Genomic DNA, 23,381 nt, shown 5'->3' with positions numbered 1-23,381 from the left:
TGGGGCGCAGCCTGGCTTATCATCGGCATGCGTAAAACCCACAGCGTTTATGTCATGATTTCGAAATGAAAGAAGTGCTTACGTTTATTGACATAGCAAATATCGGCGAGTAATTTAGCGCGGAATCAACTCAAATGATAATCATTATTATATTGGTTATCACTTCAAATTCTTGAGGGCGAAGCGATGGTTACTGCCGTGAACGACATCAATCGAAAGGAAATGCAGGAGCGCGAAGAACACCGGTTCGCCGCTGATTTTTCTCCGGCGTCGGGCTTCTTCTTTACCTCCCCTTACCGCAGCTTGACCACCACCGGTTGTTTCAGCCGCATTCGCCTGCCGGCCGCGGACGGCGCCGATCTGAACGGCGAGTTCCAGCGCCGCGTGCGGCAGGCGTTTGCCGAGGCCCGTCAGGCCGGCATCAAAAAGCCGCTGCTGTGCGGCGCCATCCCGTTCGATACCCGGCAGCCTTCGGCGCTGTTTGTTCCCCAGCAGAGCCGCTGGTTCGACCGCGCCGCCTTTATGGCCGGCGTTCGGCCTTCGGCGAACGGCCCTGAACTGGCCGGGGTGACGGAGCTGCCGCCGCAGCAGACGTTCATGAACATGGTCAGCGACGCCGTTGCCGCGATGAAGGCCGGTGAGCTGGATAAAGTGGTCTTGTCGCGCCTGCTGGAGATCGAAACGCGCCAGCCGGTGGATCGCCATGCGCTGATGGCGCGCGTGATCGCCCAGAACCCGCACGGTTTTCACTTCCATGTGCCGCTGGAGCAGGGCGCGCTGTTGGGCGCCAGCCCAGAGCTGCTGCTGCGCCAGGACGGCGGCCGTTTCTATTCCAACCCGCTGGCCGGTTCCGCCCGGCGCGAGGCCGATCCGCAGCGCGATCGCGAAGTGGGGGAGCGGCTGATGGCCTCGGCGAAAGATCGCCACGAGCACCGCATCGTCACCGAAAGCATGCGCGACGTGCTGGCCGGCCGCTGCCGCTACCTGAACGTGCCGCACACCCCTGAACTGCTGACCACCACCACGCTGTGGCATCTCTCCACGCCGATCGACGGCGAGGCGGCGTCTCCGGACGAAAACGCCCTGTCGCTGGCCTGCCTGTTGCACCCGACGCCGGCGCTGTGCGGCATGCCGACGGCCGAGGCGCACGCCCTGATCGGCAAGCTGGAGCCGTTCGATCGCGGCCTGTTCGGCGGCATCGTCGGCTGGTGCGACGACGAAGGCAACGGCGAGTGGGTTGTGACTATCCGCTGCGGCACCGTTGACGGCAACCGGGTGCGACTGTTCGCCGGCGCCGGCATTGTGGAAGACTCTTCACCCGAATCTGAATGGCATGAAACAGGTACCAAACTCAGCACCATTCTGCGTGCCTTTGGTATGAATCAAGGATAACGACAAGATGAGCATTGCCTTTACCCCCTGGCCGGCGGAGTTCGCCAGCCGCTATCGCGAGCGCGGCTACTGGATTGACAAGCCGCTGACCGAGATCCTCGACCGCCAGGCCAACAACGACGCTCCGGCGATTATCGACGCCCAGGGCAGCCTGACCTACCGCGAGCTGCAGCAGCGCGCCGATCGCCTGGCGGCCGCTTTGCTGCGCCGCGGCGTGAAATCCGGCGACACCGCGCTGGTGCAGCTGGGCAACGTGGCGGAATTTTATATCGTGTTCTTCGCGCTGCTGAAAATTGGCGTGGCGCCGGTCAACGCGCTGTTCAGCCATCAGCGCAGCGAGCTGAACGCCTATGCCGAGCAGATCAAACCGGCGCTGCTGATCGCCGATCGCCGGCACGCGCTGTTTGCCGACGATCAATTCCTGAACGCCTTCCGCGATGCGCATCCTTCGCTGCGTGCCGTGGCGCTGCGCAGCCAGCCCGAGGGCGAGCTGGCGCTGGCCGCCTGGCTGGAAGAAGCGAGCGATGGCTTTGTCGCGCGGCCTTCCGCGGCCGATCAGGTGGCGTTCTTCCAGCTTTCCGGCGGCAGCACCGGCACGCCGAAGCTGATCCCGCGCACCCACAACGATTACTACTACAGCATTCGCCGCAGCGTGGAGATCTGCCGTTTCGACGCGCAGACCCGCTATCTGTGCGCGCTGCCGGTGGCGCACAACTACCCGATGAGTTCGCCGGGCGTGCTGGGCGTGTTTTATGGCGCCGGACTGGTGGTGTTCGCCGCCGATCCGGACGCCGCGCAGTGCTTCCGCCTGATCGAACAGCATCAAATCAACGTGACGGCGCTGGTGCCGCCGGCGGTCACGCTGTGGCTGCAGGCGATCGAAGAGTGGGGCGGCAATGCCCAGCTCGCCAGCCTGAAACTGCTGCAGGTGGGCGGCGCCAAGCTGGGCGAAACGCTGGCGGCGCGTATTCAGAACGAAATCGGCTGCCAACTGCAGCAGGTGTTCGGCATGGCGGAAGGGCTGGTGAACTACACCCGGCTGGACGACGACGAACGCCACATCCTGACGACGCAAGGGCGGCCGATGTCGCCGGACGACGAAGTGTGGGTGGCGGACGACGACGGCAATCCGTTGCCGGCGGGTGAGATCGGGCGGTTGATGACGCGCGGGCCTTACACCTTCCGCGGTTACTACCAGAGCCCGGCGCACAACGCGGACGCCTTCGACGCCGACGGTTTTTACTGCTCCGGCGATCTGATCAGCATTAGCGAAGACGGTTACATCACCGTACAAGGGCGGCAAAAAGACCAGATCAACCGAGGCGGAGAGAAGATCGCCGCCGAGGAGATCGAGAACCTGCTGCTGCGTCATTCGGACGTGATCAACGCCGCGCTGGTGTCGATGCCGGACGCGCTGATGGGGGAGAAGAGTTGCGCCTATATCATCGCCAACGCGCCGCTGAAGCCGGTGGTGCTGCGTCGCCACCTGCGCGAACAGGGCGTGGCGGACTTCAAACTGCCGGATCGCTTTATTCAGGTGGACAGCCTGCCGCTGACTCCGGTCGGCAAAGTGGACAAAAAACGGCTGCGCGAGCAGCTCGACGCGCAACTACAGACTCAGGCTCAGGGAGATTAATTGATGGCCATTCCAAAACTTAATGATTACGCGCTGCCGACGGCGGACGAACTGCCGCAAAATAAAGTCACCTGGCAGGTAGAACCGCAGCGCGCCGCGCTGCTGATCCACGACATGCAGCAGTATTTCCTCAATTTCTGGGGCGAAGACAGCGCGCTGATTAAACAGGTGGTGGAGAACATCGCCAACCTGCGTCGCTACTGCAAACAGCAGGGCATTCCGGTGTTCTATACCGCGCAGCCGAACCAGCAGAGCGATGAAGACCGCGCGCTGTTGAACGACATGTGGGGGCCGGGCCTGAACAAACACCCCGAGCAGCAGGCGGTGACCGCCGCGCTGGCGCCGGACGAAGACGACACGGTGCTGGTGAAATGGCGCTACAGCGCTTTCCACCGCTCGCCGCTGCAGGAGATCCTGCAGGAGTCCGGCCGCGATCAGCTGATCATCTGCGGCGTGTATGCGCACATCGGCTGCCTGACCACCGCCATCGACGCCTTCATGCGCAACATCCAGCCTTTCATGGTGGCCGACGGCCTGGCGGACTTCTCGCGTGACGAACACCTGATGGCGCTGCGCTACACCGCCGGCCGCTGCGGCCGGGTGGTGACCACCGCGTCTCTGCTGCCGGCGGCCGGCATCGCCAGCATCGACGCGTTGCGTCAGCAAATCCTGCCGCTGCTGGACGAAGACAGCGAAGAGATGGGCAACGATGAAAACCTGATCGATTACGGTCTGGATTCGGTGCGCATCATGGAGCTGGCGACCCGCTGGCGCAAGATCCGCGGCGATATCGACTTTATCGCGCTGGCGCGCAACCCGACCATCGACAGCTGGTGGGCGCTGCTTTCCGAAGAGAAAGCCTGATTTTAATAATGAAAAGAGGGCGGCCGCGCGGTCGCCCCGTTAGCTCTATAAGGAAATTTCGATGAATGCTTTGATCACCAAGGGAAGACGGGCGGCATTTCCGCTGATGCTGCTGTCTACGCTGCTGTTCTCCAACACCTTGCTGGCGCAGACCGCGCCGGACGTGCTGCGCAAGCCGGTCGGCAAGGGTGCCTATGAAATGGCCTACAGCCCGAGCGAGAACGCGCTCTACCTGGCGACGTCGCAGAGCCGCAAGCTGGACAAGGGCGGCATCGTCTACCGTTTGGATCCGGCCACGCTGGACGTGACCCAGATTATCCATAACGACATCAAGCCGTTTGGCGCAGCCGTCAACGCCAAGACCGGTACGCTGTTCTTCGGCAATACCGTCAATAATTCGGTGACTGCCATCGACGCCAAGACCGGCGACGTGAAAGGCCGCCTGGTGCTGGACGCGCGCCAGCGCTCCGAAACCGTCAAGCCGCTGGCGCCGCGCGAGCTGGTGGCGGATGCCGACAGCGATACCCTGTACATTACCGGGCTGGGTGAATCCAGCGTGGTGTGGGTGGTGGACGGCAAGGATCTGACCCTGCGCGCCACCGTGACCGACACCGGCAAATACGGCACCGGCCTGGCGCTGGACGCCGCCGCCAAGCGCCTGTACGTCACCAACGCCGACGGCGAGCTGGTGACCATCGATACCCAGAGCAACAAGGTGCTGTCGCGCAAGAAGCTGGATGAAGCTAAAGAGCACTTCTTCCTGAACCTCAGCCTCGATACCGCCACTCACCGCGCCTTCATCACCGATTCCAAGCAGCCGCAGGTACTGGTGGTGGATACCCGCAACGGCAACATCCTGAGCAAGATCGACGTGCCGGAATCGCTGGCGGTGCTGTTCAACCCGGTGCGCAATGAAGTCTACGTCACCCACCGCCAGGCGGGCGAAGTGAGCGTGATTGACGCCAAGAGCTACAAGGTGCTGAACACCATCAAGACGCCGACCCATCCGAACAGCCTGGCGCTGTCGCCGGATGGCCAGACGCTGTACGTCAGCGTCAAGCAGGCTTCCAGCCGCGAAAAAGAGGCGACCGCGCCGGACGACGTGATCCGCGTAGCGCTGAAGTAATCCCGCGTAGAATAACCCCCCTCGAACAGGCGAAGCGGCGACGCTCCGCCTGTTTTTTTTCGCCGTGCGATCTGCGGTATAAAGAGGGGATTGCCTTATTGATCCGAAGGAACGTTGGTTATGCCTGCCTCACGCACACCGCTGTTGTTGTCCGTTATCACCCTGCTGCTGCTGGCCGCGCTGATCCACAGCGGCATCAGCCCTTACGATCGCACCACCTGGTTGATGGAGGTGGCGCCGGTATTGATCGTTTTGCCGCTGCTGTGGCTGACCCATCGCCGTTATCCGCTGACGCCGCTGCTCTATACGCTGATTTTCTTCCACGCGCTGATCCTGATTTTCGGTGGCATGTACAGCTATGCCCGCGTGCCGCTGGGATTTGAGGTGCAGCAGTGGCTGGATCTTGGCCGCAACCCGTACGACAAACTGGGGCATTTCTTCCAGGGATTGGTGCCGGCGCTGGCGGCGCGCGAGATCCTGCTGCGCGGCGGTTATGTGCAGGGCCGCAAGATGTTGGGCTTCGTGGTGTGCTGTATCGCGCTGGCCATCAGCGCGGTGTACGAACTGATCGAGTGGTGGGCGGCGCTGGCGCTGGGCCAGGGCGCCGATGAGTTTCTCGGCACCCAGGGCGACCCGTGGGACACGCAGTCCGACATGTTCTGCGCCTTGCTCGGCGCGATAGCCGGTCAATGGCTGTTCGGTGGCTGGCAGGATCGGCAACTGCGGCGTTTAAAGACGTAAGCCCGGCGGCGGTTGAGCCTGGTGAAAATGGATATTTCTCGTGCCGCCCGGTATTTGCCGGGCGGCATTTTTAATATCGACATGATAAAAATCGACAATCATCAGTTAAATGTTTGGCGCCCTGTGAGACAGCGCAATGTTATTTCCTATATTTATGTTTATTTAGCTTTTTATGCGTTTTTCTAGGAATTTTCTTAACTCATGCCGTGTGCTACTATTCTCATGTTTAACAAGGGCTAATTATTATTAATTAGTTTTTTGAGCGGGGAACAATGAGATACGTAATTAATAATAAGATTAAATATCATGAGGATAGATCAGAGTTGGTGGATCTCAACGCTGAGCTGCCGCCTCAACCGCTCACCGCCACGCTGAACCGCCTGCTGTCCGCGTTGGTCAGAAACAATAATCTGGTGGTCTCCCGCGATACCCTGCTGACGCAAGTATGGGAAGCGCACGGCCAGGTGGCCTCCGGCAATAACCTCAATAACACCATTTCCATCCTGCGCAAGATGTTCGCCGCCATGGGCGAGGACGACATTATCGTCACGTTGCCGCGCCAGGGATTTATGTTCACTGCCGCTTCGTTGAAGACGACGGACAGTCTGGCTCCCGTAGCGCTCGAGACGATTCGGGAAGTTTCTGAGGTGCAGAACTTGGGCGAAAGAGGGGGCGAGTTTGCCCCCCGACGCAGTCAGGCGCGTGGTAAACGCATTGGCGTTGCCGCACTGATGATTGCGGCGCTGGGCAGTGCGATATGGGCCTGGAACGATACAGGATATGAGCCGGTGAGAACGCTGTCTGTCGGTAAAATTGGGGAGTGCGAGGTGAAATTCATCACGTCTTACCACAAGGTAACACCCGAAATGGTTGATTTAACTCAGCTGAAAGCGCTGCTGAAGAAAAACAATAATATTCAATGTGATGAGCCGGCCACCTTGCTCTATTACGACAGCCGGTCGATCGTTAAAGGTACCCACGAACGATTTAGGAACTCATATTTTTATTATTGCCCGCAGGTGAAAATGGCCGGTGCCAAAGCGCAATGCGAGAACATCCATGAAAATCAGGTTTTTTAAGTTTATGTGGCGCAGACGTTATGTTCTGCTGAGCGCCTTGGCCCTGGCGATCTGTGCGGTGTCCGCTTATTTTTTGTTTATGAAACCCGGCATTCCGGAATGTCGTGCGACGGTGAGGGTGACGAACCAATTGAAGGATGCCACATTGCAGCGAATATTGCTGGTGAGCGTTGTGCCCGAGGGGGCGGGGCAAGCGATAATACTGCTGAACGGCAGTCTCTACAGTAACGGCGTGCGATACAACATCGACAGAGCACTCGTGGTCAATTATCAACGCAGAGGCAGTTATTACAACATGCAGATCAGAGAAAACCGTCTTAATCCGCAAGACTCAGTCGCGAGCGAGACGCTGAGCAACCTACTACCCGTGGTGGGGCAGCAGTTGCATTTGCGTGTGGAGCAATTGGATAAGCATCATTACCTGTTTGTTAACAATTATTCGCCGAGCTTTGTCTGTACTAGCAGCCGGTAGTGCATCACAACCTGACGCTTACCCCGGCTTGATGCCGGGGAGCGATGTTTATTGACCCTGGGTGTCAATGCAGAAAAGTTAAGGCTGGTGGTTATCGATATAATTATTTATGCAGGGACTGTTGCTTGCACGTGGACAATAGGTTAACCACTGTTCGTCCTTCTCGGCGCCCTCATTGCGAATGTTGTCATAGTAATAGACATCCGCCCGGTATTGGCAGTCGAAGCCGGCTTGCCGTATCTCTTTCTTAATGTTTGCCAGCTCGCCGCTGCCTAACCGCATGGTGTAAATTTGGCAATTTTGCTCATTGCCCAGCGGATAAACGCTGATGCGCGTGCTGTTTTGGTAAAGCACAATTGCGGCAAACGGCACTAAACAAGCGGCCACAATCATAATTAAACGCTGTACAGCACGGCGAAAGCTCGGCGTTCGTGTAATAGGTGGCGGTGTTGACGCTACTTCGGTTTCGCTATAATCATTATTATTAATCTCATCGGTATTTATATCCATCTGTTGAATGCTTGCAGCATTAAATTTAAACCCCTGGCGGGGGTAAGTCACAATAATATCTTCCACGCCGAACTGCGCCAATGACTTACGCAGGCCCGAAACGTAATTATTCAGGTTGTTATTGGAGGCTTTGAGCCCATGCTCAACCCAGACGTCATTAAGCAACCTCTCTCGCAGCAGCAGTTTATCATTATTGCGGATAAACAACGAAAGCAATCTGCTGGTAGGTTTAAGTAACGCTATTTTATTACTGGCATTATCGACATGCGACAGCGTGCCCTCATCCTCATTAAAGAGGATGTCTTCATTTATGATAAAAATCATTTCATTTACCCATCAACTTTCCTGTCGAGGGATTATTCTGAGACCTGATGCGGCTTTTTTCAATCCTTCACCCTGCGTGTAAATAGGATTTTTCTCTCTATCCGTATAATTGACATGAAATGTTTATCTGCTTACAAGTTTTTTTAAATAAATATTGATAATTAAATTCTATTTTTTAGTTTTAAAATCTATTTAATTATTATTTTATCGATAATAATCCTGTGTTTTTGTATTTTATCGACATAACATTTCAAAATGAGATCGGAGGGTGTAAATTTGTTCCCACTGATACGGAGCGCAAAAACGCTATGTATTAGCCACGAATACAACGCTCAGGAATAAAGCTGCGGCATTGCATGCGTGAATTACGGATTTAATTTACTCCACTGCTTACTAAGGAATGTAAGGGATTTATATGAAACTGAATAAAATTATGCTGGCCGCCGCAATGGCACTGGGTGTTTCTTCTCTGGCGCACGCCGCTGACCAGGGCCACGGTAAAGTGACTTTCTCGGGTTCTATTATCGAAGCACCTTGCTCTATCGCGCCAGACTCTTTGGACCAGACTGTTGCGCTGGGCGCGATTTCCAACGTAGCGCTGAAAAACGGTGGCAAGTCCACCCCGCGTAACTTTGAAATCAAGCTGGAAAACTGTGAGTTGTCCGACGAGAAATCCGTCGCGCTGACCTTCAGCGGTGCGCAGTCCGAAGCCAACGACAAGCTGCTGGGCATCACCGGTTCCGCCAAAGGTGCAGGCATCGCCATCACCGACGGCGCCGGCACCAACATCGAACTGGGCAAAGCGTCTAAGCCGCAAACTCTGCAGAACGGCAGCAACACCCTGGCCTTCTCCGCTTACCTGCAGGGCGCCAGCGCTTCTAATGCTGTGATCACCCCGGGCGAATTCCAGTCCGTAGCCGACTTCACCCTGGCTTACCAGTAAGCCCTAGCCTGACGGCAGACGTGTGATTATCGGGCATGCGGGGTAACCCGCATGCCATTTAACGCAAGGCGTTTTATTTCGCAAAGGAATGAGTATGAAACGTTGGTTAATGGGCTTTCGGGCTTCTTGCCTATTGGTATTGCTGCTTGGCTGCGTCGGTTCGGTTATATCTGCACCGCAAGGGCAAGGGCGAGTCAATATGCAAGGCGCCATTATCGATACTGCCTGCGCCATCGCGACGGAGAGCCGGGAGCAGATTATTGAAATGGATATCACGCCATTTTCTGATATTGCGCGCGGTGGGGAAGGTAAACATGTGCCTTTCAGTATTGAATTAGTGAACTGCATTCTTGAACGACAAAATAAAACATTGCCGGACTGGAGGCAATTCCAGGTGACCTTTGACGGTCACGCCGATGGCGAGCTGTTTGGTATTGGTGGTGATATCTCCGGCGTGGCGCTGAGAATTACCGACTCGGCGGGAAATATCGCCAGGCCAGGCATTCCTTTGCCGTTGGTGGATATTTTGCCGGGGAGTTACCGTCTGAATTACGCCATGACGTTAATCAGCAATCAGCGGCCATTGAAGGCCGGCAGTTATTTTTCATCGGTGCGTTTCAAAATGGATTATTACTGAGCCCGATGTTTTAAGGAAAGCCAATAAATAAAAGGTTGTGAACATGATGTTGTCGCCTGCCGGGAAACCGTTTCGTTTGCATATTCTGAGCGCCTGCGTGGCGTTGGGCTGCCTGATGGGCAAAGTCGGCGCAGCCGAGGACATTCAGTTCAACACCGACGTGCTGGACGTGAACGATCGTAAAAACATCGATCTGAGCCAGTTCTCGCGCAGCGGCTACATCATGCCCGGTCAGTACAGCATGGTGGTGCATGTGAACAAGAACGATCTGCAGGAGCAGCCGATCGCGTTTTACGCACCTGACAATGATACCAATGGCAGCCGCGCCTGCCTGACGCCTGAACTGGTGGCGCAACTGGGGCTCAAGGAAGCAAAGCTGAAAACGCTGACGTGGTGGCGTGACGGCACCTGCCTGGATGAAGCCAGCCTACCGGGCATGGAAATGCGCAGCGAGCTGGCCACCTCGTCGCTCTATCTGAGCATCCCGCAGGCCTACCTGGACTATGTCTCGGAAGACTGGGATCCGCCGTCGCGCTGGGATGAAGGCATTCCGGGCGTGCTGCTGGATTACAACCTCAATGCGCAGGCCCAGCATCAACAGCAGAGCGGCACGCGGGGCTACAGCGTCAGCGGCAACGGCACGGCGGGCGCCAACCTGGGGGCCTGGCGGCTACGCGCCGACTGGCAGGCGAACGTAAACCACCAAAGCGGTTCAGATTTGCCGACGCAAAAGCGGCTGGACTGGAGCCGTTACTATGCCTACCGGGCCGTGCCGGCGCTGCGCTCGAACCTGACGTTGGGTGAGGACTATCTCGACTTTCGCATGTTTGGCAGCTTCCGTTTCGGCGGGGTGAGTTTGCGCTCTGACGACAACATGTTGCCGCCCAACCTGCGCGGTTACGCGCCGGAGGTGGTCGGGGTAGCGAAGAGCAACGCCAAGGTGACCGTCAGCCAGCAGGGGCGGGTGCTGTATGAGACCACGGTCGCTGCGGGGCCATTCCGCATTCAGGATCTGAACGATGCGGTATCGGGTGATCTGGATGTGCGGGTGGAGGAGCAGGACGGCAGCGTGCAGGAATTCAAAATGAGCACTGCCAGCATCCCGTACCTGACGCGGCCGGGCTCGCTGCGCTACAAGCTGGCGATGGGCAAGCCGTCGGATATGGATCACCGTTATCAGGGGCCGCTGTTCGGCACCGGCGAATTTTCCTGGGGGGTGAGCAACGGCTGGTCGCTGTACGGCGGCGCGCTGCTGGGCGGGGACTACAACGCAGCTTCCGTGGGGATTGGCCGCGATCTGATGCTGTTGGGGGCGCTGTCTTTCGACATTACCCAATCGCGCGCCCGCTTGCCGCAGGATGAGCAGACGCTGAGCGGCAAGTCTTACAGCCTCAGCTACTCGAAGACCTTCGACGAGCTGGACAGCCAGGTGACCTTCGCCGGCTACCGTTTCTCCGAAGAGAACTTTATGAGCATGAGCGAGTTCTTGTCGGCACGTCAGTATGGGGAGCGTTTCGGCGGCAACAAGGAGATGTACACCATCACCTACAACCAGCAACTGCGCGAGCTGGGGTTGAGCGCCTACCTCAACTATGAGCACCAGACCTACTGGGATCGGCCATCCAACGATCGTTACAACCTGACGGTGGCGCGCTATTTCGATCTGGGGCGGTTTAAAAACCTGAGCCTGTCGTTGACGGCGTACCGTAACCGCTACAACGAGCGCAATGACGACGGCATGTATCTGGGGCTGTCGGTGCCGTGGGGCAACGGTGCCACGCTGAGCTACAACACCACGGTGAACCGTGATGACAACACCCACCGGGTGGGGTACTACGATCGCATCGACGATCGCAGTAACTACCAGCTCAGCGCCGGCAGTTCGCGCAGCGGCGCCAACCTGAGCGGTTACTACAACCGCGATGGTGATATGGCGCGGCTGAGCGCCAACGCCAGCTACCTGCAGGACAGGTACAGCGCAGTCGGCGGCTCGCTGCAGGGCGGCATGACGCTAACCCCCGAAGGGGGGGCGCTGCACCGCAGCAGCATCGCAGGCGGCACCCGATTGCTGCTGGATACCGAAGGCGTGGCTGGGGTGCCGGTGCGCGGCTACGGCAGCGCGGTGGCGACCAACCGCTGGGGCAAAGCGGTGGTGTCGGACGTCAACAGTTACTACCGCAACCGGGCCAGCATCGATCTGGACAAGCTCGGCGACAACGCCGAGGCCACCAAATCGGTGGTGCAGGCGACGCTGACCGAGGGCGCCATCGGTTATCGCAAATTTGAAGTGATCGCCGGTGAGAAGGCGATGGCGGTGATCAAGCTGGCGGACGGCAGTGAACCGCCGTTCGGTGCCACAGTGCTGAATGCCCGTAAGCAGGAGACCGGCATCGTCAATGACGGTGGCAGCGTTTACCTGAGCGGCATCAACGCCGGGGAACGCATGACGGTGCGCTGGAACGGCGCTGAACAGTGCGAAGTGCACATGCCAACACCGCTGCCAGCCGAGATGCTGACAGCCAATTTACTGCTGCCGTGCCGGGCGTTAAGCGCCGGTGCGGGCGGCGAAGAACACTGAATTGAGGAGTTTTTTATGATGAGCAAACGTAACGCCATCGGCCTGCTGGCCACCACGTCGTTGCTGGCCGGCACCCTGGCGCCAACCGCGCAGGCGGCCATTGCGCTGGATCGCACCCGGGTGATTTTCGACGGCAGCGTGCAGTCGGTGAGCCTGAGCGTGAGCAACCAGAACAAGCAGCTGCCGTACCTGGCGCAGGGCTGGCTGGAAGACGCGCAGGGCAACAAGATCCAGAGCCCGTTGACGGTGCTGCCGCCGGTGCAGCGCATCGAGCCGGGTAAGCCGAGCCAGGTGAAGATCCAGGCGCTGCCGGCGGCGAAGATGCTGCCGCAGGACCGCGAGACGCTGTACTACTTCAACCTGCGCGAGATCCCGCCGAAGAGCAACAAACCGAACTCGCTGCAAATCGCGCTGCAAACGCGCATCAAGCTGTTCTACCGCCCGGCGGCGATCGCGCCGGAGCGCAACGCGGCGCCGTGGCAGGAGCAGCTGACGCTGAGCAAGCAGGGTGACAAGTATGTGGTGAACAACCCGACGCCGTTTTACGTCACGCTGATTGACGCCGCCAGCCGCAAAGGCATTGAAGGCGCCAAGGGGTTCGAACCGTTAATGATCGAGCCGAAGGGCAGCGCGCCGCTGGCGGTGAGTGCCGGGAGCTTGGGTAACAGCCCGGTGTTGACCTACATCAACGACTACGGCGGCCGCCCGCAGTTGAGCTTCAACTGTGCGGGTACGGTCTGCAAAGTGGTGCCGGAGAAGAAAGCGTCGTAATGCAGCCAGGATATGGCTGGAGGGGAGGATGGCAAGGATGAATGATGAGGCGCATGAAAGGGTCTATGTGCTGAAAGAGCTGCGTTACTACGCCGCGTTGGGCGGGTTGGCGCTGATGGCGCCGCTCAGCCTGACGACGTTACTGTGGCTGCTGCCGCCGGCGCATGCCGTGGATAACTGGCAGGTAGACGGTGCCAACGGCGTGCTTGAGGTGCGCGGCGCGTTGACGGAAAGCGCCTGCCGGTTAGAGATGGACAGCGCCCGTCAGGACATCTGGCTGGGAGACGTGGCGACGGGGCGTCTGGCGAGGGTGGGTGATCGCGGTGCGGCGGTGGTGCTGGAGCTGCGATTGCGCGACTGCCTGCGCGGCCCGGCGGACGTGGATAACCCGCAGCTGGTGAAAGCTCAGGGTGTGAGCGGGCTGGGGCTGCGGTTTCTGGACGCGGGTGGTGAAGACGTGCGGCTCGGCAGCCGCGGCAAGCCGCTGTGGCTGACGCCGGGCAGCGATACGTTGACCTACCAGGTGGCACCGGAACGCACCGCCGCGCCGCTGATGGCGGGGAGTTACCGTGCGGTGGTGGATTCTAGCCTGAGTTATGACTGACGTGATGGCGGCGAACGGCAAAAAAGGGTAGAGCGGATGAAGAGAAGGAACAGACGGCATCGGGTGCTGGGGGCAATCCTGCTGGTGGGGATTTTGTCTCCCGCCTGGGCAGGGACGCCGCTGACCGTGAAAGTTACCATACTGGCTCCGCTGCCTTGTGAGATCAACGGCGGCAAACCCATTGAGGTGGATTTCGGCGACGAGGTGTTGACCACGCGTATCAATGGCAGCAATTACAAGACGCTGGTGGACTATTCCATCAGCTGCAAGAACCCGGGAAAGAACGCCATGATGATGCAGATTGCAGGCACACCGACGACGTTTGACGGCTCTGCATTGAAAACCAATTTTGGTGGATTGGGGATTGTGTTTTTTCAAGATGGGGTAAAAGTCAAGCTGAACAGCTGGCAGAACTTCACGTATTCCTCCGGGAATCCACCGAAGCTGGAAGCGGCGCCGGTAAAATTAGGGGCAGCCACGTTGCCGGAAGGGGCGTTTACCGCCTCTGCCACACTGCGCGTCGATTACCAGTAAACGGGAGAGCAGGATGAGAAAAGAGGCGATCTTGATGTTGTGCTGCGCCATCGCGTTAACGGGCTCTCCGGCCAGGGGCGCGGTGGAGGCCGGCATGACATTGAAGGGAGGGCTGCGCGCACCGCCTCCCTGCACGATCAGCGACGGTGGCACGCTGGCGATCGAATTCGGCGATCGGGTCGGTATCAACAAGGTGAACGGTGAGAACTACCGGCAGAAGGTGGATTATACCATCCGCTGCGATTCGCCGGGCGCACTGCCGTGGGAGGTGGTGTTGATGGTCAAAGGGACGGCGACCGCCTTCGACAAGACGGCGGTGCAAACGAACAAAACCGATCTCGGCATCCGGCTTTATCAGAATGGCGCCTCGCTGCTCATCAACAGCGCGATTAAGGTCGATCCGGCGAATCCGCCGCGGCTGGAAGCGATGCCGGTGGCCAAGCCGGGAGCGACGCTGACGGAAGGGGCATTCTCCGCCACGGCGACGCTGCAGGCGAACTACCAATAAGGATAATGCAATGAAACGGTTAGGGATCGGTACGGCGGCGTTGGGGGGGTTGGCGATGTGGGCGCCGGCGCTGTGCGGCGCGGCGGACAATATGCAGTTCAGCGGGGCATTGGTCGCCGAGCCTTGCACGCTGCGGCCGGGTGATGAGGATATCCGCTTGGATTTCGGTACGGTGATCGATAAGTACCTGTATACCTATGGCCGTACTCCCGGTAAGGCGTTCAGTCTGGTGCTGCAGGACTGTGACATCAGCCTGGGCAACACGGTGAAGGTGACCTTCACCGGTGCCGAAAGCGGTGCGCTGCCAGGGTTGCTAAAACCGGATGGCGCCAGTATGGCGACCGGGATCGCTTTGGGGCTGGAGACGGCGACGGGTGAGCCGTTGGCGATGAATAAACCGAGCGAGAGCTATTCGATCGCCAAGGGGAACAATAGCCTGCAGCTGCAGGTTTATGTGCAAGGGGAACCGCAGGCGCTAGCGCAGAAGAGCATTGGCCTGGGAGCGTTTTCCGCCGTGGCGACTTTCGGCCTGGAATATGAGTAAGCATGTTTAGCGTGACGGCAAACGGCCCTAAGCCCCCATTTTATCAGGAGAGAACTATGACAGGGAAACAGACGGTGCGTGACTGGGCATACCTGCGCGGAGAACTGGGTTATTACGCCTCGTTGGGTGGCCTGGCGCTGATGGCGCCGCTCAGTTTGGCGGCCATGATGTGGCTGCTGCCGGCTGCGCAGGCCGTCGATAACTGGGAGGTGGATGGCGCTAACGGTGTGCTTTATGTCAGGGGGGCATTGACCGAAAGCGCCTGCCGGCTGGAGATGGACAGCCTGCGGCAGGAAGTCTGGCTGGGTGAGGTAGCGACCGGGTCATTGACGCAAACCGGCGATCGCGGCGCGGTGGTGCGCTTTGCGTTGCGGCTGCGTGATTGCCTGCGCAGCCCGGCGGCGAGCCGGGATGAACGCACCGGTGCGCTGAGCTGGGCGGCGGATCAGCCGGCGGTGCGGGTGAGCTTCCGTGCACCGGCCGATGCGGACAACCCGCAGTTGGTGAAAGCGCAGGGCGTGAGCGGTATGGGGCTGCGCCTGCTGGATGCCCAGGGCGAAGACATTCGTTTGGGCAGCCGCGGCAAGCCACTGTGGCTGACGCCGGGCAGCAATGTGTTGAACTACAGCGTGATGGCTGAACGTACCGGCGCGCCTTTGCGGGCGGGGAGTTTTGGGGCAACAGTGGATTTTAGCCTCAATTACGATTAAAAGTGGATAATTGGTGGGCCAAATTTAATTTTCAAGTAGCTTATTATGAGTCTATTTTTCTGACATATTCGCTATGAAGAATGGGTCTTCGCGGATGATCTACATCGATCTCTTTATTCATTTTATGTTTTATCAAGCCAGGTAATGTCTCTGGCTAAATATCAATAAATAGCCAGGGGTTCTGGGCTGAGTTTTTATGGGTCTCTTATAAAGAGGAATCATGTTTTTATGGAGTGAGATATGAAACCGTTTTTGCTTTTTTTTATGCTGATTTTTTCACTTCAGGCTAAAGGTAGCTGGGAGTTAGACGTAAAATACTCACCACCGGTTGGCCAGTATTTAGTTAAAGTTATAAGATGGGACGTGGACGACTCCAGCCCGAACCCTATACGTTTCTGTTATAGCCCTGTTACGGGCAATGATAGTAGGTGCCGTATTGTAATATACTATAACTCTCCCACCCATATGAGCTGGTTTAATGAATCATTTTACTTAGGTCAGGAGGCATCAGACTTAAAAACGATGGGGGAGTTAGCCGATCTTTTCGCCAGGAAAGGCTATTTAAATCAGGTGGTAAAATCTTACACTACGTCTGCCTTCGAACAGAACTGCTATGCATTGGGATATATGCAAAACACGGGGCAAGCTGCACCAATAGACGGAGGGGCTCTGAATTGCACGATGGCGGAAATTATCCCCACATACTGCAGCATTGAGGAGCCCTATATTGAGTTGAAGCACGGTTCGGTAACGAGTAAAGGGGTGAATGGCCATACCGTCAGCAGTTCCTTTAGAGCGGTCTGTAATAAAGATTTCAAATTATTGATTGTCGCACAGGATGGAAAAGGCGATCTTCAGCTGGGTGGTGGGATCACCAGTCACTTGAAAGTAAACGGCGACGATCTCGGTATTGGGCATAAGGCGGTGGTCGGTCCGGCAGGAAAGACGTTTACATTAAGTTCAACGCTGAGCGGTTCCCCCAGCGGCGTCGGTGAATTTCAAGGTTCGAAAGTGATAATGCTAAGTATCCCCTGATGTGTCAGGAGCAATAAGGGAAATATGATCGGTCCGATGCTTATTCACTTATCTTGAGAAAGCTAAAGTCATTCAGTTATGAATAGGGCAAATGAAATCACTCAATATCGTCATCAGTGCCAACGGCGTCAATGGGCATACGGCGAGCGCGCAGATTCATGCCTCATGTAATCAAGACTACTCGGTGGTCATTTGGATGTTTGATAAAAAAGGCACAGTCCCCTTAGGGAATGGGTTAAACAGCACGTTAAAGATTAACGGTGTCGATCTGGGTAACGGATATAGTGAAATGCTTGGAGCGATGGAGAAAACACTGACCTTAACCTCAACGCTAAGTGGTTATAAAGCTGGTGTGGGTACCTTTCAGGGTTCAACCGTGGTTATTGTGGATTTTCCATAGGTAAAATAAAACCTGATGTTAAGTGTTTTTGAATAGAAGAGATTCTTCAGGGATACCTGAATGGTAGCGTTTTGTAGATTGTGATAAATAAATTTCTTGTGGTGCCAACGGATTAAGAGAAATGAGATGAAAAGGAAGGGTTGTAAATTAGGTGTACTAATGAAACTATTTAAATGGTTGATGCTTGTTCCTCTGCTTTATTCTGGTTCGGCGGCGGCTGCATGGACGCTGAATGTGCAGTACGATCCGAGGGATGATAATAAGAGGGTATTTTATGTCAGCGTGGTCAGTTTTGAGCAGAATGATCCCTCTCCCAACCCTCTGTATAGAGAATGTGGAGTTTTTTCGGCTCAGCGTCTTATGTGTGAAATGGCCATAGTATATACGAGTTCTTTATCAGCGGGCACTGCTTTCACGGAAACGATGCCGGTTCCTGGGGCAGAGCATGCCCAAACGATGGGGGAGTTGGCGAAGATATTTGCTGATGCCGGTTATTTAAACCGAGTATTTAAATCACAGAATGTGTTGTTTCAACCTGAATCATATTGCTTTCTCCTTGCTTATCGGAAAGTGCATACCTCAGGTTCAGGCTTTGTCAGACTGCCCGGCGGGAGCAGCGTGTGTCAGCCGTCTGAGTTGATTCCGACCTTTTGTGACTTTACCGAAACGTCTCTTGAATTAAACCATGGCCGGTTGACGCCCGATCAGGTCAATGGCCATACGGCAAGCGCGCAAATAAGCGCGAGCTGCACGACACCCTACTGGGTCCGGATTAGGTCTGCCGACAAAAAGAGCGTGCTGGAAATGGGGGAGGGGTTGAAAAGTGATTTGAAAGTCAATGGGGTCGATCTGGCCGAGGGGATGAGCGTCAGGCTCACGCCAACGGCGCAAACGTTCACCATCACCTCCACGCTAAACGGTTATAGCCAGGGCGAAGGGGAGTTTCAGGGATCGACGGTCATTATTCTTGGTTTGCTCTGATGGAGAAGAGGAAAAGAGAGAGCGAAATGCTTAACCTGCGGCGAAGCCTCAACCCTAAATGCTGATAGCAATAACGGACTGAGCGCATCCGTTGACATTTTTCACCTTACGCTATAAGCCGATGGGTTGGGAAAGTGATGCCGTAATTTAATTGGGCAGAAATTAATAATAACGAACGCATTGTGTGATATGTCTCCCGGTTTATTCCTGGCTGGGGCGGCATGAACACTTTATTTTAAAACCCAGGCCGTTGATGAACCGTATTTTTCAATAAAAACATGCGTGGAGAGGAAGCATAATGAAATCAATGAAAATTATCATCGACGATGAAAACCATTACTTTGCAGCAGGGTTAAAACATTGTCTCGTAAAATATGCGCAAGGCCACAATAAAGCGCTGAACTTCTTAACGCCGGGCTGTGGCGAGCGGCCAGACCTGTTGCTGGTTTCGGCAGCGCGCCGCACCCGGCATTGGCCCGCCTGCGCGGGAACCCGTACGGTGACGATTAAAGCGCGGCGCAGCGTCCCGGTGAGCGACGCGACTCTGGTCTTGTACCGAATGGACGATAAAAGCAGGGTATTTGAGGTGTTAGCCGAGGCGCTGAAGGACGAAGTACGCCCATTCTGCCTTTTTCCCAGCCAATCGCTGACCCCCCGTGAGCGGCAGGTAGTCGGGTATTTGCGGCGCGGGTTGGATCAATCGCAAACCGCCAGAGTAATGGGCGTGAGCGTTAAAACGGTGCACAGCCATAAACGTTCGGTGATGGGTAAACTGATGTTGAACCGCAATCATGAGTTTATTTACTGGCTGCTATCGCAAAAGGAAGACTATTCCTAACCGTGATGGGGGATAATTTAAAGTATTCATATCTGTTATCTTTATAACGCTAAATGATAGTGGATTATGCCTTAAATTCCTCAGGGAAATATTAATTCTTGTTTTATTCATTTATTAAATAAAAGAAAGGGAAAGTTATGAAAAAGACGGCGGCTTTGCTTCTCGGCGCTTGTATCATGATGGCGTCTTATGCCCATGCCGGTTTTAACGGCAATCAGAACGTGCAGGGCAATAATGGCAACGCCAGCGGCGCCGGCAATAGCGATTTTGGCCAATGCATCAATGGCCAGGGGAAAAATGGCGGGCAATGTGCAGGCAACACCAACTCAGGCGCTAAGCCTAAAGAGAAAGATAAAGGCGAAGTCATGAATGCGATCTGCGAATCGCCGTTTATGAAAAAATACTCGCCACTATGTCAATAATATTGATTTTTAAATAACAAGCAGGGCCATCCTCCCTGCTTTTTTTGTGACTATTGATTAAATAGCCTGTTGTTTCGATCCAAAGCATAATTTCGGTGAATTGTTATCGTTGGCAGCGAAGGTAGCTGTGCGTAATTTACGTTGGGTATTATCTACACCAAGGGAAAGGTGAAGTGGATTTGTTTTATTTTGCGATATTCTTGTTCTGTTTAAGCATCTATTCATTCTACAAACATGCGCAGCGGATGAAGAAAAGGCAGTTGTCTATTCGAGGCTACGGCCATGCTTCCAGGTGGTTGGCATTACGACGTCATCATTGACGCTGCTTCGGCATTGTATGGCGTAGCATTTTTATCAGGGAGTGAGTTCCGCCTCAACGAAATGGAGCACGACTCGCCTGGCGCCGCCACTTTCACGCTTAATGCCGAGAATACGGTAACCCGGTTATCCTTGAAGCCAACGTTTCTGGGGGGATGCCAAGCAGATAAGGGTGCATTCGTCTTATGTCGCTGGCCCGCAGGGTGAGGCCTTTAGGCCGAATAATCGAACGCAGTTCGATGGAGAGTCCGTATCCCAGAAAGCGAAAAACCCGCCATAGGCGGGTTCTTCTGAAGATGGTGCCCGGACTCGGACAACCGGCGCTGGCGCCGCGTTGAACAGCGCTTCAGCGCTGGCCCGTAGGGTGAGGCCTTTAGGCCGAATAATCGAACGCAGTTCGATGGAGAGTCCGTATCTCAGAAAGCGAAAAACCCGCCATAGGCGGGTTCTTCTGAAGATGGTGCCCGGACTCGGAATCGAACCAAGGACACGGGGATTTTCAATCCCCTGCTCTACCGACTGAGCTATCCGGGCAACGGGCAGCATTAAACCGTATTGGCCGAAAGCCGTCAACGGCTTTATGCGTGAAAGACGTTAAAACGCCTCCGGTTGCTGGCTTTTCAGGCAAAGGGCGCAAAAAATGCGCCTGTTCTGGCTATCACCTTGGGTTGGCTGCGCCGCCAACCCTGCCGATTCAGCTCAACGCGCCGTTGCGGCGGCACTGCGCCACCTGCAAGATGTCTTCCGCCAGCCGTTTGGCGACCGATACGTCCTGGAGCTGACGTTTTACCAGCAGTTTGCTCAGGCAGCCTTCCTGAATCAGCTCCATTTGCTGCGCCACCATGTCGGCGTCGTCGGCGTCCATGTCGCGCAGCAGTTCACGGGTCAGCTCCAGCGAGGTCAACTTCTGTTGCTCCGCCAGTTGGTGGATCGGATGATCCGTTTCTGGGAAGAAGCTGCAGGCGGCGATAAACAGGCAGCCGGGATAACGGTCTTGCTGCACGTATTCCGCCAGTACGTCATAGCGCGCCAGCAGCTTTTGCTGCGGGCTCAGGTTTTCATCCAGCAGCAGCTGGCGGCGCCAGGTGTCGATCTGCTGGCCGTGGTAGCGCAGGCAGTCGTACAGCAGCGCTTCGCGATCCGGCCAGAACCGTTTGAGATCGCCGGGCTGAACGTCGAGTTTTTCCGCCAGCATCTCTAATGTGGCGGTCGCCAGGCCCTGTTGTTCCAACAGGCCCAGCGCGGTATCAAGGACGTGTTCACGTTGCACTTGTGCTTCCTCCTCTTCGGTTCAGAACCTCAGTGTTATTTATCACATCACTTTCTGCAAATGCGCGTTGAAGGCCTCCGCCTTCATAAAACCGGTGACCCGCTGCGCCGTCAGCTCCTGGCCCGCCGGATCGAAGAACAGGATCGTCGGTAGCCCCAGCACCTGCAGGTGCTTCAGCAGCGCCGCCTGTTCCGCACCGTTGGCGGTCACATCCGCCTGCAGCAGCACCGCGTTGGCCAGGCTCGCCTGCACCGCCGCATCGCTGAAGGTGTATTTTTCGAACTCTTTACAGGCCACGCACCAGTCGGCGTACAGATCCAGCATCACCGGCTTGCCCCGCGCCTGTTGCAGCGCGAGATTGAGCTGTTCGACGTTGTTGATGCGGGTAAAGGCCATATGCGGTTGAGCCGCCTGCTGCGCCTGGTCGGTGCCGAAAGCCCAGTCCTGCAGCGGCCGCGCGGCGATCACCGCCGCCGCCAGCAGCAGCAGTTGCAGAGCGCGCGCCCAGCCGCGTGCGCTTCTCAGGCTCAGGGCGAAGGCCCAGCCGAAGAACGCCAGGCCGAGCAGGCTCCACAGGCGCAGGCCCCACAGATCGCCGATCACCCGCTCCAGCAGGAACACCGGCAGCGCCAGAATGACGAAACCGAAGGCCTCTTTCACGTACTGCATCCACGGGCCGCTGCGCGGCAGCAGGCGATTGCCGAACAGGGTGACGATCACCAACGGAATGCCCATCCCCAGCGCGTACAGGTACAACGTGCCGCCGCCGGCCCACAGATTGCCGCTCTGGGCGATATACAACAGGATGGCGCTGAGCGGCGCGGTGGTGCAGGGGGAACAAATTAGCCCGGCCAGCGCGCCCATCAGGAATACGCCGGTCAGTGAGCCGCCGCGCTGGGTGTTGCTCCAGCTCGCCAGCCGGGTTTGCAGCGCCGAGGGCAGCTGCAGGGAATAGAGGCCGAACATCGACAGCGCCAGCGCGATGAACAGCGCCGACAGGCCAATCAGGACGTAAGGATGCTGCAGCGCCGCCTGGAACTGCAGGCCGGCGGCGGCCACCACCAGCCCCAGCAGGGTGTAGGTGAGCGCCATGCCCTGTACGTAAACCACTGCCAGCGCCAGAATGCGGCCGCTGCTTTGCGGCCGGTCGCGGCCGAGGATGATGCCGGAGATCAGCGGATACATCGGCAGTACGCACGGGGTGAAGGCGATGCCGATGCCGATCAGCAATGCCCACAGCGGCGAGAACGGCAGGCTGGCCGGTGCGGCGGGCGTTTCAGCCGGTACAGAGGCCGAGAGCGGCGCGGCTGCAGTGGCGCTGACCGCGTCCAGCGGGATGGTTCGGGTTTCCGGCGGATAGCAGAAGCCGGCCTCGGCACAGCCCTGATAGGTGACGCTGAGGCTGGCGTTGGCCGCCGCCTGTTGCAGCGGTATTTGCAGATTCAGCTGTTGCTTGAAAATTGCCACTTCGCCGAAGAACTCGTCCTTGTGGCTCAGCCCTTCGGGCAGGGTAAAGGCGCCGAGCGTCGCCTGCTGCGGCACCAGTTTGATCTGCTGGCGATACAGGTAGTAGCCGGGGCGGATCTGCCAGTTCAGCGTTACCTGGCTGCCTTGCTGTTTGAAATCGAAGGCGAAGGCCTGATCGACGGGCACGAACTGGCTGCCGCCTTTCGGCGCGAACAGCGAAGCCTGCGCCGCCTGCGGCAGGAAGAACAGGCTGCACAGCAGCAAAATCAGTTTAAGGAAGCGTTGATCCATAACAGGTAGTCTTTATCTCCGGCCATCACCGGTAGCACCAGCAACTCGGGCGTCTGGTAGGGGTGATGTTGTTTCAGGGTGTCGAGCAGGGCCTGCTGACGGCGGCGATCGCTTTTGAACAGCATCTGCACTTCGTATTCCTGTTCCAGTTTCCCTTCCCAGTAATACAGCGAAGTGGCGCCAGGCAGCAGCGTGGCGCAGGCCGCCAGCTTATCGCCCAAGACCCGCGCCGCCAGTTCCTGGGCGCTGGCTTCATCGGGTGCGGTACAGAGTATGACGACAGCTTCGCAATCAGACATCTTCAGCCCTCTCATCGATTCGAATGGGCACTATACCCTGAAGGCGGATTGGCTAGAAGGCGAGTTTATCGCCAGAAGGAAAACCGG

The 23,381-nt window shown here is 56.9% G+C and carries 25 protein-coding genes and 1 tRNA gene; 21 read left to right on the top strand and 5 right to left on the bottom strand.

The genetic code is table 11. From position 1 onward, the window contains the following. The first annotated feature begins 186 nt into the window (after window positions 1-186). From ACSBQS_RS16600 to ACSBQS_RS16570, 7 genes are all read left to right on the top strand, one after another. Window positions 187-1,392: an isochorismate synthase gene (locus tag ACSBQS_RS16600; RefSeq protein ID WP_046688082.1), complete on the top strand. Its 1,206-nt coding sequence runs from the start codon at window positions 187-189 to the stop codon at window positions 1,390-1,392. Window positions 1,393-1,399: 7 nt separating this feature from the next. After that, on the top strand, window positions 1,400-3,028 hold the full coding sequence (locus ACSBQS_RS16595; protein WP_197666988.1) for a (2,3-dihydroxybenzoyl)adenylate synthase: 1,629 nt from the start codon (window positions 1,400-1,402) through the stop codon (window positions 3,026-3,028). Between the two features lie 3 nt (window positions 3,029-3,031). Further along, entirely contained in the window at window positions 3,032-3,892 is an 861-nt protein-coding gene (locus ACSBQS_RS16590) for an isochorismatase (RefSeq protein ID WP_046898181.1), read from the top strand. Window positions 3,893-3,998: 106 nt separating this feature from the next. Beyond that, window positions 3,999-5,018, top strand: coding sequence for a YncE family protein (locus tag ACSBQS_RS16585; RefSeq protein ID WP_405052941.1), 1,020 nt, complete (start codon window positions 3,999-4,001; stop codon window positions 5,016-5,018). A 120-nt stretch (window positions 5,019-5,138) separates the two neighbouring features. Next, window positions 5,139-5,759, top strand: a complete 621-nt coding sequence (locus ACSBQS_RS16580) for a DUF2238 domain-containing protein (RefSeq protein WP_197750101.1) — start codon at window positions 5,139-5,141, stop codon at window positions 5,757-5,759. A gap of 326 nt (window positions 5,760-6,085) precedes the next feature. Beyond that, window positions 6,086-6,838: a winged helix-turn-helix domain-containing protein gene (locus tag ACSBQS_RS16575; protein WP_332107776.1), complete on the top strand. Its 753-nt coding sequence runs from the start codon at window positions 6,086-6,088 to the stop codon at window positions 6,836-6,838. Continuing rightward, window positions 6,819-7,310 (top strand): hypothetical protein, encoded by a 492-nt coding sequence (locus ACSBQS_RS16570; RefSeq protein ID WP_197666992.1) that lies wholly within the window; start codon window positions 6,819-6,821, stop codon window positions 7,308-7,310. The genes ACSBQS_RS16575 and ACSBQS_RS16570 overlap by 20 nt, the downstream gene beginning before the upstream one ends. Window positions 7,311-7,388: 78 nt before the next feature. On the opposite strand, the gene ACSBQS_RS16565 is transcribed toward ACSBQS_RS16570, so the two are convergent. Beyond that, window positions 7,389-8,144, bottom strand: a complete 756-nt coding sequence (locus ACSBQS_RS16565) for a winged helix-turn-helix domain-containing protein (protein WP_434991212.1) — start codon at window positions 8,142-8,144, stop codon at window positions 7,389-7,391. A 415-nt stretch (window positions 8,145-8,559) separates the two neighbouring features. Here ACSBQS_RS16565 and ACSBQS_RS16560 point away from each other — a divergent pair, with 415 nt between their 5' ends. The 14 genes from ACSBQS_RS16560 to ACSBQS_RS16495 all read left to right on the top strand — a co-directional run bounded on the left by ACSBQS_RS16560 (window position 8,560) and on the right by ACSBQS_RS16495 (window position 19,649). Next, complete coding sequence (locus tag ACSBQS_RS16560; protein ID WP_197666994.1) at window positions 8,560-9,087, top strand: fimbrial protein; 528 nt, start codon at window positions 8,560-8,562, stop codon at window positions 9,085-9,087. A 94-nt stretch (window positions 9,088-9,181) separates the two neighbouring features. Next, window positions 9,182-9,724, top strand: a complete 543-nt coding sequence (locus tag ACSBQS_RS16555) for a fimbrial protein (RefSeq protein WP_415640337.1) — start codon at window positions 9,182-9,184, stop codon at window positions 9,722-9,724. 43 nt (window positions 9,725-9,767) lie between these two features. Next, entirely contained in the window at window positions 9,768-12,302 is a 2,535-nt protein-coding gene (locus tag ACSBQS_RS16550; RefSeq protein ID WP_197666995.1) for an outer membrane usher protein, read from the top strand. A gap of 18 nt (window positions 12,303-12,320) precedes the next feature. Then, on the top strand, window positions 12,321-13,073 hold the full coding sequence (locus ACSBQS_RS16545) for a fimbria/pilus periplasmic chaperone (RefSeq protein ID WP_405052942.1): 753 nt from the start codon (window positions 12,321-12,323) through the stop codon (window positions 13,071-13,073). A 28-nt stretch (window positions 13,074-13,101) separates the two neighbouring features. Continuing rightward, on the top strand, window positions 13,102-13,677 hold the full coding sequence (locus tag ACSBQS_RS16540; protein ID WP_197750099.1) for a fimbrial protein: 576 nt from the start codon (window positions 13,102-13,104) through the stop codon (window positions 13,675-13,677). Window positions 13,678-13,713: 36 nt separating this feature from the next. After that, window positions 13,714-14,211 carry a fimbrial protein gene (locus ACSBQS_RS16535; protein WP_197666997.1) on the top strand — a complete coding sequence of 166 codons (498 nt, stop codon included), beginning with the start codon at window positions 13,714-13,716 and terminating at the stop codon, window positions 14,209-14,211. 94 nt (window positions 14,212-14,305) lie between these two features. Then, complete coding sequence (locus ACSBQS_RS16530; protein WP_232093971.1) at window positions 14,306-14,719, top strand: fimbrial protein; 414 nt, start codon at window positions 14,306-14,308, stop codon at window positions 14,717-14,719. Window positions 14,720-14,729: 10 nt separating this feature from the next. Continuing rightward, a complete protein-coding gene (locus tag ACSBQS_RS16525) occupies window positions 14,730-15,263 on the top strand; it encodes a fimbrial protein (protein WP_434991209.1) in 534 nt (177 codons plus the stop codon). A gap of 56 nt (window positions 15,264-15,319) precedes the next feature. Beyond that, the gene (locus ACSBQS_RS16520; protein WP_197750097.1) at window positions 15,320-15,973 is read left to right on the top strand and encodes a fimbrial protein; all 654 of its coding nucleotides are present in this window, start codon (window positions 15,320-15,322) and stop codon (window positions 15,971-15,973) included. A gap of 240 nt (window positions 15,974-16,213) precedes the next feature. Continuing rightward, window positions 16,214-17,008 (top strand): MrpH family fimbial adhesin, encoded by a 795-nt coding sequence (locus ACSBQS_RS16515; protein WP_197666999.1) that lies wholly within the window; start codon window positions 16,214-16,216, stop codon window positions 17,006-17,008. Between the two features lie 91 nt (window positions 17,009-17,099). Next, on the top strand, window positions 17,100-17,408 hold the full coding sequence (locus tag ACSBQS_RS16510) for an MrpH family fimbial adhesin (protein WP_197667000.1): 309 nt from the start codon (window positions 17,100-17,102) through the stop codon (window positions 17,406-17,408). Between the two features lie 159 nt (window positions 17,409-17,567). Continuing rightward, window positions 17,568-18,389 (top strand): MrpH family fimbial adhesin, encoded by an 822-nt coding sequence (locus ACSBQS_RS16505; protein WP_197750096.1) that lies wholly within the window; start codon window positions 17,568-17,570, stop codon window positions 18,387-18,389. 298 nt (window positions 18,390-18,687) lie between these two features. Then, window positions 18,688-19,227 (top strand): helix-turn-helix transcriptional regulator, encoded by a 540-nt coding sequence (locus ACSBQS_RS16500; RefSeq protein WP_197750095.1) that lies wholly within the window; start codon window positions 18,688-18,690, stop codon window positions 19,225-19,227. 137 nt (window positions 19,228-19,364) lie between these two features. Continuing rightward, the gene (locus ACSBQS_RS16495) at window positions 19,365-19,649 is read left to right on the top strand and encodes a hypothetical protein (RefSeq protein WP_197750094.1); all 285 of its coding nucleotides are present in this window, start codon (window positions 19,365-19,367) and stop codon (window positions 19,647-19,649) included. Window positions 19,650-20,425: 776 nt separating this feature from the next. Here ACSBQS_RS16495 and ACSBQS_RS16490 read toward each other — a convergent pair. The 4 genes from ACSBQS_RS16490 to cutA form a co-directional block, all read right to left on the bottom strand. Beyond that, a tRNA-Phe gene (locus tag ACSBQS_RS16490) sits at window positions 20,426-20,501 on the bottom strand. A gap of 160 nt (window positions 20,502-20,661) precedes the next feature. Further along, the gene (gene dicD, locus ACSBQS_RS16485; protein WP_015376374.1) at window positions 20,662-21,237 is read right to left on the bottom strand and encodes a division control transcriptional repressor DicD; all 576 of its coding nucleotides are present in this window, start codon (window positions 21,235-21,237) and stop codon (window positions 20,662-20,664) included. A 42-nt stretch (window positions 21,238-21,279) separates the two neighbouring features. Then, window positions 21,280-22,995: a protein-disulfide reductase DsbD gene (locus tag ACSBQS_RS16480; RefSeq protein WP_197750093.1), complete on the bottom strand. Its 1,716-nt coding sequence runs from the start codon at window positions 22,993-22,995 to the stop codon at window positions 21,280-21,282. Then, a complete protein-coding gene (gene cutA, locus ACSBQS_RS16475; protein ID WP_004929657.1) occupies window positions 22,971-23,294 on the bottom strand; it encodes a divalent cation tolerance protein CutA in 324 nt (107 codons plus the stop codon). Before cutA ends, ACSBQS_RS16480 begins: the two co-directional genes overlap by 25 nt. Window positions 23,295-23,381 lie beyond the last annotated feature (87 nt).

Source organism: Serratia sp. H402Y (assembly GCF_051172415.1).
GTDB classification, from domain to species: Bacteria; Pseudomonadota; Gammaproteobacteria; order Enterobacterales; family Enterobacteriaceae; genus Serratia; species Serratia ureilytica.
This window is presented reverse-complemented; position numbering and strand designations above follow the sequence as displayed.